Origin of the sequence: Merdibacter massiliensis, from assembly GCF_900155395.1 — a bacterium.
GTDB classification, from domain to species: domain Bacteria; phylum Bacillota_I; class Bacilli_A; order Erysipelotrichales; family Erysipelotrichaceae; genus Merdibacter; species Merdibacter massiliensis.
The window spans coordinates 48,836-61,730 of sequence record NZ_LT699726.1 but is presented as its reverse complement, the minus strand read 5'-3'; the positions used below and the strand labels follow the sequence as shown (position 1 = coordinate 61,730).

Genomic DNA, 12,895 nt, shown 5'->3' with positions numbered 1-12,895 from the left:
ACGATGATCGAACTGAAAAATGTGTCCTTCCGCTATAAGGACAGCGAACAGGACAATTCTCTTACGAATGTAAATCTGTCTATTCACGATGGAGAAGTTGTCCTTATATGTGGAGGATCAGGGTGCGGAAAAACAACAATCACACGGCTATTGAATGGCCTTATTCCCAGCTTTTATGAGGGGCAGCTCACTGGTGAAGTCCTGCTTAATGGAGAAAACATCTCGAAGCAGCCGATCCATAAGGTAGCCCGAAAGGTTGGCTCTGTTTTTCAAAACCCGCGCACACAATTTTTTAATATTGACTCTACCAGTGAACTGATTTTTCGATGTGAAAATCTGGCTGTACCTGTTGAGCAAATCAGCCAGTATTTAGAAAACGCAATCAATGAATTTGGAATTGGAGAACTTGTTGGGCGAAATCTATTCCATCTGTCTGGCGGTGAAAAGCAAAAGATAGCCTGTGCCTCAGTTTCCATTCCCATGCCGGACATTTTTGTTTTGGATGAACCCACTTCTAATTTAGACTGGCGCTCAATCTGGATGCTGAAAGATATTATCATGCGATGGAAAGCCCAGGGAAAGACCGTTATTGTTGCTGAACATCGGCTTAGTTATTTGAAGGGTGTGGCAGATCGGGTTGTTTATATGAACGATGGAGAAATCAAAGAAGATATGCCCGCTGATACATTCTGGGGCCTGTCAGCAGATGAAATCAAGCGCCGTGGGCTGCGATCCATATCGCCAGTGTCTTTTGACTCCAATGCCAGAACACCGTATAGTTCGGACTGCTATTCTGTGAAAGATTTATCGTTTCATTACAAGGATGGCGTTGGGATTGAAATACCGACCTTATCTATTCCGAAAGGTGCGATTGTTGGAATTATCGGGGAAAATGGAGCTGGAAAAACAACTTTTGCCCGTTGCCTGTGTGGGCTTGAGAAACGGGCAAGAGGCTTGTTCTCGTTCGGAAGTAAAACATACAGCAACCGGCAGCGGCTGAAAATCTGCTATCTGGTTATGCAGGATGTCAATCATCAGCTTTTTACAGAAAGCGTTGAAGATGAAATCTCCATAAGCGTGGAACATACGGACGATGCTCAGCGTGAAGAAATAGTTGATGAGATCCTGCATGATATGGATTTAACTGCATTAAAAAGTATCCATCCCCTTTCGTTATCTGGCGGGCAAAAACAGCGCGTGGCGATTGGAAGTGCCATTGCATCAAAAAAAGAAATTATGGTTTTTGATGAGCCGACAAGCGGTTTGGACTATCGGCATATGTTGGAGGTTTCAAATTGCCTCAAGAAATTAAGCGCCATAGGGAAAACATCGCTGATTATTACCCATGACCCGGAATTGATTGCAGAATGCTGTGACTATTTCATTTTTATTGAGGATGGGACTGTGAAATGGTATGGGCCGTTTGATACACAGAACGGACAGCATGTTCAACAATTTTTCGGTTCTGAGGAAGGAGGGGCTTTATGAAGCAGAAAGAAGATAATCCAATAAAAACTCTTTTTGAGTTTTCCGGCGATGCCAAGGGAAAGATGCCGCTGTCTGTAATTTTGACAGTTCTGTCAGAGTTATTTGGTATGCTCCCCTATTTGACCGCCGCCATGCTTGCCAACGAAGTTTTCGCAGGTACAGCAACGATACATAGTACACTGATTTGGGCCGGAATTGCCGCAGCAGGTATCATTCTCAAAACTCTGCTCGGTATTATTGCATCCAGCCGCAGCCATAAGATTGCATTTACCATTTTGTGCAACATTCGGTGTGCGATTGCAGAAAAAATGCGAAAGGTTCCAATGGGCGTCATGCTGGAAACGCCGTCCGGCGTATATAAAAATCTCATTGTAGATAATGTTGCAAAATTGGAAGATGCGATAGCGCATTTTATCCCCGAAATCCCCTCAAATATCGCAGCTCCGGCAGCCTGCATTGTTTTGTTGTTTGCGTTGGACTGGCGCATGGGATTGGCATCACTCATTACAATTCCTCTTTGCATCCCTTTTATTTTCGGGATGCTTCGCGGATATGGTGAGAAAATGGAAACCTATCTGCGTAGCGGAAACGAAATGAATGCAGCGCTGGTTGAATATGTTGGAGGCATCCAGGTCATAAAAGCCTTTGGCCGTACAGGAGCATCTTTTGGCAAGTTTTCTAATTCAGTGAACTTTTTCCATGATAGTACGCTTGATTGGTGGCGGCAATGCTGGTTTTGGATGGCTGCGGTAAAAGCAATTCTTCCATCGACAATGCTGGGAAGTCTGCCCATTGGTGCATACCTCTATATGAACCAGCAGATTTCACTTCCGATCCTTGTTGCGTGCATTATCATCCCCATTGGTGCGATTGCGCCTTTGATGAAGCTGGCAAGTGCCGGCGAAATGCTGACAACGATTACCGCTAATCTGAAGCCCGTCAAAGATTTCCTCGCAACGCCAGAACAAAAACGCCCGGATGCGAAAGTTGAATTTGACGGAAGTGCATATTCTTTTGAGAATGTTTCATTTTCCTATAACGATACCAAAGAAGTGCTTCATGGCATATCTTTCCAGACAAAACCAGGAACTATGACCGCTATCGTTGGGGCTTCCGGCTCTGGCAAATCAACGATTGCAAAGCTGATGGCTGGATTTTGGGATGCGACTTCCGGTATCGTTCGCTATGGTGGAAAGGACATAAAAGACATTCCATTCGATCAGTTGATGCAGGAAATCAGCTATGTGGCGCAGGACAACTTTTTGTTTAATAAGTCTATTCGAGAGAATATTCGCATGGGAAACCCACAAGCGTCTGATCAGGAAGTAGAGGCTGCGGCCAAAGCCGCAAACTGCCATGACTTTATTATGAAATTGCCGCAAGGGTATGATACCTTTGCCGGTGACGCGGGAGATCGGCTTTCAGGGGGCGAACGCCAGCGCATTACGATTGCAAGGGCTATGCTGAAACAGTCAAACCTTATCATTTTGGACGAGGCAACTGCCTACGCTGATCCCGAAAGCGAGGCTCAAATCCAAGAGGCTGTTGGGCGTCTTGTTCACGGCAAAACTCTTGTGGTTGTCGCCCACAGGCTTTCCACTATTCAAAATGCGGAGCAAATTCTTGTCGTTGATAAGGGAAATATTATTGCCAGAGGAACACAGAAAGAATTACTGGAACAGTGTCCACTGTATCATCGAATGTGGCAGCAGTATGTCGGAGCATCAAATCTGGAAAAGAAGGAGGGATAGGCAATGATTGCTATGATTAAAAGAATACTCAATCTGGCGGGAAAGCATAAATCAAAAATCTTGCTGGGCATCCTCTTTAATTTCCTGCAAAGCGTATGTATGGCAATGGTTTTATGGGCGGTTTATATTGTTGCCTCTGATCTGGACAGCCTGACAATGGATGTGATCTGGAAAGCTCTTGCTGTCTTGTGTATCAGTGTGTTGGGCCGTTTCTTTTTTCAGTGGCTTATGGATATTTCCATGAGTGCTAAGGGCTTTGATATATTCCGTGATTACAGACTTCATGTTGGCGCCCTCATGCGAAAAGCACCTATGGGATATTTTTCCGAGCAGCGTTTGGGAAGTATTCAGAATGTACTTACAACGACAGTAACAGAGTTGGAACAATATTCCATGATGGCGGTCACTGATCTGACCAGCGGAGCGTTGATGGCGCTGGTAATGATCGTATTCTTCCTATTTTCCGTTCCTGTTTTTGCAGTAATCACCCTTGCAGGTTCCCTTGTCGGCATCCTAATTCTTCATGCTATTGGACAAGTTGCAAGGGAACACGCACCGAAAGTATTGGCGGCGCAAGAAGATATGACGACTCAGGCGTTGGAATATATCCGGGGAATTGCGGTGCTTCGTGCCTTTTCCCAAGCGGATGGTAGCGAAAATGCCGTTTATGCCTCTTTTCGCAAAAAGAAAGAAGCTGATCTTGCACAGGAACACGCTTCTATGGCTTTGATGAAATGGTACTCTGCTGTTTACAAGATAACCGGCAGTGTTTTGATGTTAGCCGCCGTTCTTTTGTATCTGGCGGGAAGTTTATCGTTGCCGTGGTGCCTCATGGTGATTGTCAGTGCCTTTATCATTTTTTCCGAAATGGAGCAGATGGGAAATGGTGCGTTTCTTTCCCGTGTCGTCACCGCTGGCTTAAACCGCCTGGAAGAAGTTACGAACATCCCGCAGATGGACACAACATCAAATAAACTTGTCCCGAAACGGTTTGATATTGAGCTTCGGGATGTATCTTTTGGATATGAAAAGTCCAGAAAAATTATCGACCATGTTTCTCTGCTTATCCCACAGGGAACCACCTGCGCGATTGTGGGGCCATCGGGATCGGGTAAAACAACCCTTTGCAACCTGATTGCCCGCTTTTGGGATGTTCAAGAAGGTCAGGCTCTTGTGGACGGGCAGGATGTAAAAAATTACACTGCGGATAGCCTTATGCAATATATCAGCATGGTCTTTCAAAGCGTCTACCTTTTCAATGATACCATTGAGAATAATATTCGCTTTGGCAATCCTGATGCAAGCCATGAGCAAATCGTGGAGGCAGCAAAAAAGGCTCAATGCCATGACTTTATCGTATCTTTGCCCGAAGGATATAACACAAAGGTGGGTGAAGGTGGCTCTACTTTGTCTGGCGGTGAAAAGCAGCGTGTTTCCATAGCGAGAGCCATTTTGAAAGATGCTCCAATCATTATCCTGGATGAAGCAACATCCAGCGTTGACCCGGAGAATGAACATGAACTGTTGGCAGCGATTGAACAACTTACAAAGGGAAAAACACTGATTTCCATTGCACATCGCTTATCAACAGTAAAAAATGCCAATCAGATTGTCGTTATATCGGATGGCAAAGTGGCGCAAAAAGGAACACACGCAGAACTGATTTCTCAAGATGGAATTTATAGTCGTTTTTGGAAACAGCGTGAACTGGCAAGTGGCTGGAAACTAAAGTGATTTCTTTTGCATAAACATCAGAACCTATTATTCTTGAAAGGGGGCGTGCCAAGGTGTTTTCTTTGATTATTCGTGAAGCATGGGAAGAATTGCAACAAAAACAGGCAAAGGAGCGCAAAGAGTTTATGAAGCCCGTAATAACTCCGTCCGGGGAGGACTACCTGGAAACCATCCTTGTTCTCCAAAAGAAACTCGGTATGGTGCGCTCCGTAGATGTGGCCCGGCACATGGAGGTGTCAAAGCCCAGCGTGTGCCATGCAGTGGCTACCTTGCGGGACGGCGGCTTTCTTACAATGGACGAAGATCACTTTCTCCATCTGACCGATGTGGGCCGCGAGGTTGCTGAAAAAATCTATGAGCGCCATTGCTTTTTTACCGAGCAGCTTATCGCCGCAGGCGTTGACCCCAGGACTGCGGAGGCCGACGCTTGCCGGATTGAACACATTATCAGCGATGAGAGCTTTTCGCGGCTGAAAGAGGCAGCCGCACAAGAGCAAGAATAAAACGAATAAGACAAGCTATCCTGCCCCGCTAAACGGGGAAAGAAAAAACCGTTGCAGGGCAGGTAGCTTTGTGCGCCCATAATGGATTTTCAGGGTACTGCGGCGGTTTTGAGTAACATCAAGGCCGCCGTTCCTTATGCCCTCAACAAAGGAGTGACGCCTATACGCTGACACGGCGGCTTCAGGAGGGAGCCGCCATGAAACAAAGAGCGTTTCGACATAATGCGACAGGGCGCAGGCTATCAAAAAAGCCGCTTGCTGTTCATCGTGGCTTTACGCCCTTCACACTGAACTATCATGCCATGATTTACACGAACTAAAAAGAAACGCACTTGCTGTTGGGGCTGTTGTCTCATTCTGCAGGTGCGTTTTTCTATATAGAGGAACCCCATCATTTCCACGTTGTAGGGGGCCGCCTGACCAGTCTGAATTTCTCGCAATTCAGACTGATCGGAGGTAAAACAGCGTGGACGCTAATAAAAAAAGAATATGGATTCGCGGCCAATTTGTCGAGGTCACGGATGAAGTGTACCGGGCCTATATGCAGGGCGACCGGAAAATGCGCTATTTTGAGAACGATTTGAAAACTGAGCGGTTCGTTCTCGGAAAGGAGGGCCAAGTGGTGCAGATCATCCCAAGCCGCGAAGATTCTTTGGACCGGCTGGTGGATGAAAATGCCCAGCAATTCTCCGATGAGCAGGAAAGTGTGGAGAGCGTGGTGCTTCACAAGCTGGAAGTGGACAAGCTACATACCGCGCTTTCCCTGCTGACTCCAGAGGAACGTGCGCTGATCCAGGCGCTGTTCTTTGAGGAAAAGACAGAACGGCAATATGCAGATGAACTTGGCGTGTACCGCAATGCTGTTCATGTTCGGAAAATAAAGGTCCTCAAAAAGTTGAAGCTCTTATTGGAGAGTTAAATCTAATGCCCCTCACCTGGATATTGTTGGGTGAGGGGCATTTTTGACTTCCTCAAATAGAAACAGCCTGTCATACAATCTCGTGCTATGAGGATATACAAAATTCAAATTCGCACACTTTTTCTGGCATTGTAGTTCAGGTATAATATGAACAGAGGGATTTTTCAAAAAAAGCCCCCTTCTCCACCTAAACTCCACCTTTGTATGCTACACTACCTTTGGAGGTGCAAGCGATGTCAAAAATGATTTTGATTATAGAGGATGAAGAATCCATTCAGAATATCATCAAGGCGTTCCTGGAGGACGCAGGCTACACGGTGGTACTGGCTGCTGATGGCCTGGAAGGTATTGAACAGTTCCGGGCGAACAAGCCCGATCTGGTGCTTCTGGATTTAATGCTCCCGAAAATTGATGGCTTTGCCGTATGTGAGATTCTGCGGAAGGAGAGCCGGGTTCCCATCATCATGCTCACCGCATTGGATGATGAGGATAGCCAGATGAAGGGCTTTGACGCTCTGGCAGATGATTATATCACCAAGCCCTTTTCCATGCCGGTTGTGATGAAGCATATCGAAGCGGTGCTGCGTCGGGCTGAACAGGGCGGCGCTGCGCCCAATACCGTGATCCGCTATAAGGAAATCACGGTGGACACGGACAGCCTTACCGTCCTTGTTGGAACAGAAAGCGTTTCCCTGACCACCAGGGAATTTGAGATTTTGAAGCTCCTTCTGGAGAACCAGGGCCGGGTGGTGTCCAGGGAAAGGCTGCTGGACACGGTTTGGGGCTACGACTATATTGGCGATGAAAAAATCGTGAATACCCACATCAAGAACATCCGTAAAAAGCTGGGTGTGGACTACATAGAAACCATGAGAGGGGCGGGATATAAAATTGAGAAGGAAGATTAGTCAAAGCATTCAGGCCAAAACCTTCCTCAGTATGCTGGCGCTGCTGGTGGTCTGCTGCATTATCATTTACGGCATGGTGATGATTTTCCTGCCGAGGAATTACCATACGGAGCTGGAAGGCCAAGTCACTTCCGATTTTTATGACTTGGTGGCGGTTTTGGAGCGAAACGGCTGGGAGGCCAGTTCGGACAGTCTGATGGAATTTTCCATGACGAACAACGCCTCGGTGGAAATCAACGATGATTATGGGAATAATTTGTTCTCCGTGAATTTTGCCGATATGGAGAACATGGACACTTCTGCCCCCTCTATGAGCTGTTCCGCTACATTCCAGCAAGGCGGGCAGACCTACCATGTATTTGCCAATGCCGCCCTGGTTGCGGTGGCGCAGTCCTATGACATCCTGTTGAAGCTCATCCCCTTTATTGCCGTTGTGATTCTATTGATCTCCGTCATTGGGGCGGTAGTTTGTTCCCGGTACTACTCTAAGCCGCTGGTCAATATCAGCAACGTGGCAAAGCGGATGACCACCCTGGACATGACCTGGAAGTGTGAAGTCAACCGAAAAGACGAGATCGGTGTGCTGGCCACCAGCCTGAATGAGATGGCGGAGCAGCTCAGCAATGCGCTGGCCAGCCTGCGGTCAGCGAACTGGCAGTTGAAGAAAGATATTGAGCGGGAGCGTGAGCAGGAAAAGCAGCGCGTGGAATTTTTCACCGCCGTCTCTCATGAGCTGAAAACTCCCATTGCCATCATCAAGGGGCAACTGGAGGGCATGATCTATCAGGTTGGCGAATACAAAGACCGCGATACTTACCTGCGCCGGTGTATGAAAACCACCAATGACATGGAGGCGCTGGTAAAGGAGATTCTATCGGCGGCCCGGATGGGCGGCAGCGATTTCCACCTGGAGCGCACTGACCTGGACATCAGCCAAATGCTGCGAAAGGTCTGCCAGCAGTTCCGTGGCCGGATGGAGGATAAGCAGATCGAGCTTCGCATGGACATCCAGCCGGAATACCACTACCAGGGGGACCGGCGGCTTATGGAGAAAGTGTTCACCAATGTGATCGGAAATGCCGTGACCTATTCGCCGGTGGGGGCGGTGATTACTGTCACCCAAAAAGACGAGGTGTTTTCCGTGGAGAATACCGGCGTCCACATTGCTGAGGAAGATTTGGAGCGTATCTTCACTCCCTTCTATCGGGTGGACAAATCCCGGAACCGGAACAGCGGCGGCAGCGGCCTGGGGCTGTATATCACTAAAACCATCCTGGATCACCACGAAATTATCTATAACATGGTTAATACGGAAAACGGTGTGAAGTTTACAGCATTTTTGTGGTGATGGCACTATAAACTCTTATGAAAAAAAGCGTTGGGTGTGTAGCTAACAGTTACCATGCCCAACGTTTTATGGATTTCCCTACAGATTTAGAAGCGCTCTCTGGCGAGGATTAGATAATCTGTCCTGCCTTGCCCATCGACCATGCCGGGAAACCCCGAAATAGCGGGCTTTTCAGTGGCTTAAATGCGTAGACAGGCATAGTTTTCCGTTTAATTTTACGTATAGATATTCTATGCAATGGTTGACACTATGTAGTTCCAATGCTATAATAGAATAAACTACACAGCATCAATCAAAGGAGGCGCTTTATGGAGCAGCAACTTTCTATTTCAGAGTCAGAGTGGCGAGTAATGAAGATTGTTTGGAGTAATTCTCCACAAACACTTCCCGAAATATTAGACAGGTTAAAAGAAACAGGTTGGAGCAAGACGACTATTCAAACATACCTTGCCCGTTTGGTAAAAAAAGGAGCATTGACTACAAAACGTCAAGGAAAGGGATACTTATATTATCCAGCAGTATCAGAAAGTGAATGCCAGCTTGCGGAAAGCCGCAGTTTTCTAAGCCGCGTATATGATGGTTCCCTGTCTAAGATGGTAATGGGATTTGTCAAAAACGGCAATCTTTCGTCTGATGAATTGCATGAGCTAAAGAGCTTGATCGAGCAGCAGGAGAAAACAGATGCAGATACTCGGTAACATTTTCAATGCGATTATTTTTGTATCTGCTATTGGCGGTATATTTTGTGTTTTATCTCTTTTTATCAATCACATTCTGCGTTGTACGCTGCCGCTATGGTTTCCGCTTTGCGGTATGATCCTTTTTTGCGTTCCATTCCTTTCACCGGATGTGTTTCTCATATCACCAGAAACACAGGAATGGTTAAATGGATTTTATATTGCCTGTTGGGTATGGGTGTGTGGGTGCGGTATTCTTTTCGTCTATGATACGATACGCTCTATAATGGCAAAGCGGGCATTGAAAGGATACCAGATATGTAGCACTGAGCGTCTAAATGCTCTTTGCTTACAATGTGCGGAAATTGTCGGCTTAAAAAAAGTGCCTGCACTATATTGGGGGACTTTGGATAACCCCATTTGCGTTACCGGCGCAATCCGCCCAGCAATTATCATGAGCAAAACAGTTATAGAAAAGCTGACCGATGGCGAATTATCCGCTGTCTTTATCCATGAGTTGACCCATATTAAGCGGAAACATATTCTTTTGGAGCGTATCTATGATTATGTTTGCATATTAAACTGGCTCAACCCTTTTGCGTGGATTGCTAAAGGAGATTTTTCACTACATTGTGAAACGGATTGCGATTGCAATGCCTTAAAATTTTCGCAGGGAAAAGTCACAGAAACAGAATATGCTGCGGCTATTATCCGACTGCTGGAACTGTCTACGGTTCAAGCTACAAAACCCGGTAAAGGGATTGGCGCACTCAGTTTTGTGTTGACAAAACGTAGAATCAAACGGATCACCACAAAATCATCAAAGATCAGGGACAGGATGATAACGGCTATTCTGGCTGTTTCTCTGATACTTACGGTTGCTTTTTCCGTACAATTTAGCAGAGAACATTTCTATCCTTATCCGGCCTATAATACTGGTACAGAATATGGTGCGGGTTACAATGAGTAACCCGTATCATTAAAGCCTATAAATCTACGAATGTAGTTAAATGGAGGAGCGTATGAATACAAACATTGAGATTAGTCACATTACTAAAAAATACAAGAACGGCGTTACCGCCCTTGATGATGTCAGCTTTCGTGTTGGCAGCGGTGTTTTTGGCCTGTTGGGACACAATGGTGCTGGAAAAACTACGCTGATGAAGGCATTGGTTACGGTATTAACCCCATCAGCAGGCACAATCCGCATTTGCGGTTTTGATACCGTGAAACAGGGAAATGAGGTCAGAGCAAGAGTTGGATATTTGCCACAGGAACTTGCCATGTACCCCTCTCTTTCTGTATTTGACTTTGTAAATTACATGGCAGAACTCAAAGGCATTCATAACAAAAAAGCTGTCAGCAATGTGTTGGAACAGGTTGAAATGTTGGAATTTTCCAAACGCAAAATAGGTCAGCTTTCAGGCGGCATGAAACGGAGGGTTGGCATCGCGCAGGCGCTAATTGGCAATCCTCAAATTCTTGTTGTTGACGAACCGACAGCCGGTCTTGATCCAGAAGAACGGGTGAGGTTCCGCGGCCTATTGTCAAGATATGCAAGAGAGGGCCGCACCGTTTTGCTTTCTACACATATTGTCGAAGATATTCACCAGCTATGCGAAGAACTTGCTGTTCTGCGGAAAGGGCATCTATTTTATGCTGGCACATCTGCCACCTTATTGGAACGGGTAAAAGATAAGGTAAAAATCCTACATTTAGAAAATGAAAACCAGCTTATCGAGCTTCAAAAGAAATCGGTAGTATTATCGACGACATATGAGAGCCACGGATTGACTGCGCGAATAATGGACGAAAGCGGGCTTTTCTTACAGGCCACACCTGTCACGGCGACTTTGGAAGATGCTTATGTGTATTGTATGGGAGGGAAAGCCCATGCGTAAAATGTTTTCTGTTCTCCATTATGAATATAAAATGCAGTTCAAGCGTCTGGTTACATGGGGTGTACTTCTTGTAGCGACGGCACTTTCTTTACTTGACAATTTCCCCTCTGCTGGGAATTTAGCTCGGTTGGAGTTTTTGAATGAGCCAGCATACTTTGTTTATCGGATTGTGAGCCTCGACAGCCTTGTTTTATTGTTCGGTCTGATGTTCTTATTGGCAGGACGTATTCCGATAGATACTAAGACAGGAATGAAATCTTTGCTGATGTCATCGGCCTTACGAAAATGGCAATATGTGTTGGGAAAGCTGTTGGGCGGATTTCTATATGTTTTCTCCATGCAGTGTATTTTTCTTTTACTTAACACGACAATTTATTTTATTGCTGCGCCATTTGAAATTTCCCTGATTGAATGTATTGCCCCGTTGATAAAAGCAATCTTTGTTTCTTTAGTTCCAACGAGTTTATTTGTCAGCTTTTGCTCGATTGCCTTACCGGGGATGATTGACATTCGCTTATTCTATATTCTGGCCGCAATATTGTTTGGGTTTAATGCCACCTATGTAGGCTCGGCAGAGGCAATGCCATTTTACTTGATTACTTCCGGCGATTTAGTCCGTTTGATATGGGTGCATCCGAGATGGCCGTTTGTTGATATGGGGAGCGTTATTGCAAATGGATTTTTCCTTGTAGGAAGCGGTCTTGTGTTTGGCAGCCTGCTGTTTTTGAAACACAAGTTTTGGAGGTCAGAATGAAAGCGCGAATTGAAAGCGAAGTAAAAATTTTCGGGATAAATTTCTTTATCGTATCAGCGGCCTTTACGGTTGCTATGATTGTTCTTTCTATCATAGCCGGAAATCTGCTTGATTTTTATCCGGTCAGCTTTGAAGTGGTATTCCCGTTTTTTGTCACAATCGTTGTTGGTGAATGGGGAAAGACGAGAGCAGACAGTAATTTTGATATTATTGCCGCACAAAGCAAATCTCTTTTCAAATGGGTATTGTTACGTTATATAATCGCTTTTGCAATATCCAGTTTATTCGCGGTTTTTAGCATGGCAGGCGCGTCAGTTATGCGATACGAAATGCCAATATGGGAATTGATTGTGCTGTATTTCCCACCAACATTCTTTTTATCATCGCTGTGTGCCTTGTTAGGGATTATATGTAGGCAAGAACATATAGCAACATTAGTCTGTGGGGTTATATGGCTGATAATCTTATTGACGCGAAGCCTATTAAGATTTCCGGGGTTAGAATATGTCTATTTGTTTATCCGATTTGCCGGAGATCAAAATAATATTTGGCTATGGAACAAAGGAATTATTACTTTGGCAGGTCTATTTTTATGGTGTACCATTTACTGGAAATGCAAAAGAGTTGATTGAGATGTAAAAAAACGAATATCGCTTTAATCTGCCCCGCCAGACGGCAAAAGAAAAAAGCCGTTGCTCAGCAGGTAATCGTCACGTCCTACGTTTGACTATACGGCGGCTTTGAACCAATCAAGGCCGCCGATTTTTTACACCTTATCGCCAGCTCCACCAAAAAAATATCTCCACTCCACCTCAACTCCACCTTCGTAGTGTACCATAAGGGTGTTCCCGGCAGACGGGGACACCACCGGAGCGGGAAAAGCCCCGGCGAAAAACTACGTTAGGAGGTACA

13 protein-coding genes are annotated in these 12,895 nt (G+C 45.6%); all 13 read left to right on the top strand.

Annotated features, from left to right (window positions below):
• Positions 1 to 3: 3 nt before the first annotated feature.
• Positions 4 to 1,488, top strand: a complete 1,485-nt coding sequence (locus tag BQ9859_RS06865; protein ID WP_075877488.1) for an ABC transporter ATP-binding protein — start codon at positions 4 to 6, stop codon at positions 1,486 to 1,488.
• Positions 1,485 to 3,239 (top strand): ABC transporter ATP-binding protein, encoded by a 1,755-nt coding sequence (locus BQ9859_RS06860; protein WP_075877487.1) that lies wholly within the window; start codon positions 1,485 to 1,487, stop codon positions 3,237 to 3,239. The genes BQ9859_RS06865 and BQ9859_RS06860 overlap by 4 nt, the downstream gene beginning before the upstream one ends.
• 3 nt (positions 3,240 to 3,242) lie before the next feature.
• Positions 3,243 to 4,973 carry an ABC transporter ATP-binding protein gene (locus BQ9859_RS06855; protein WP_075877486.1) on the top strand — a complete coding sequence of 577 codons (1,731 nt, stop codon included), beginning with the start codon at positions 3,243 to 3,245 and terminating at the stop codon, positions 4,971 to 4,973.
• Between the two features lie 125 nt (positions 4,974 to 5,098).
• On the top strand, positions 5,099 to 5,476 hold the full coding sequence (locus BQ9859_RS06850; protein ID WP_075877661.1) for a metal-dependent transcriptional regulator: 378 nt from the start codon (positions 5,099 to 5,101) through the stop codon (positions 5,474 to 5,476).
• A 197-nt stretch (positions 5,477 to 5,673) separates the two neighbouring features.
• Positions 5,674 to 5,796: a hypothetical protein gene (locus tag BQ9859_RS12800; protein WP_268874593.1), complete on the top strand. Its 123-nt coding sequence runs from the start codon at positions 5,674 to 5,676 to the stop codon at positions 5,794 to 5,796.
• A gap of 302 nt (positions 5,797 to 6,098) precedes the next feature.
• Entirely contained in the window at positions 6,099 to 6,395 is a 297-nt protein-coding gene (locus tag BQ9859_RS06845; protein ID WP_235846407.1) for an RNA polymerase sigma factor, read from the top strand.
• Between the two features lie 233 nt (positions 6,396 to 6,628).
• Positions 6,629 to 7,303, top strand: coding sequence for a response regulator transcription factor (locus tag BQ9859_RS06840; RefSeq protein ID WP_075877484.1), 675 nt, complete (start codon positions 6,629 to 6,631; stop codon positions 7,301 to 7,303).
• Positions 7,287 to 8,651 (top strand): sensor histidine kinase, encoded by a 1,365-nt coding sequence (locus tag BQ9859_RS06835; protein ID WP_235846406.1) that lies wholly within the window; start codon positions 7,287 to 7,289, stop codon positions 8,649 to 8,651. Before BQ9859_RS06840 ends, BQ9859_RS06835 begins: the two co-directional genes overlap by 17 nt.
• A gap of 308 nt (positions 8,652 to 8,959) precedes the next feature.
• Positions 8,960 to 9,349, top strand: a complete 390-nt coding sequence (locus BQ9859_RS06830) for a BlaI/MecI/CopY family transcriptional regulator (protein WP_072849258.1) — start codon at positions 8,960 to 8,962, stop codon at positions 9,347 to 9,349.
• Positions 9,333 to 10,298, top strand: a complete 966-nt coding sequence (locus tag BQ9859_RS06825) for a M56 family metallopeptidase (RefSeq protein WP_075877483.1) — start codon at positions 9,333 to 9,335, stop codon at positions 10,296 to 10,298. Before BQ9859_RS06830 ends, BQ9859_RS06825 begins: the two co-directional genes overlap by 17 nt.
• 52 nt (positions 10,299 to 10,350) lie before the next feature.
• A complete protein-coding gene (locus BQ9859_RS06820) occupies positions 10,351 to 11,229 on the top strand; it encodes an ABC transporter ATP-binding protein (RefSeq protein WP_075877482.1) in 879 nt (292 codons plus the stop codon).
• Positions 11,222 to 11,983, top strand: a complete 762-nt coding sequence (locus tag BQ9859_RS06815; protein WP_075877481.1) for a hypothetical protein — start codon at positions 11,222 to 11,224, stop codon at positions 11,981 to 11,983. The genes BQ9859_RS06820 and BQ9859_RS06815 overlap by 8 nt, the downstream gene beginning before the upstream one ends.
• Positions 11,980 to 12,615 (top strand): hypothetical protein, encoded by a 636-nt coding sequence (locus BQ9859_RS06810; protein ID WP_075877480.1) that lies wholly within the window; start codon positions 11,980 to 11,982, stop codon positions 12,613 to 12,615. Before BQ9859_RS06815 ends, BQ9859_RS06810 begins: the two co-directional genes overlap by 4 nt.
• The last annotated feature ends 280 nt before the right edge of the window (positions 12,616 to 12,895 follow it).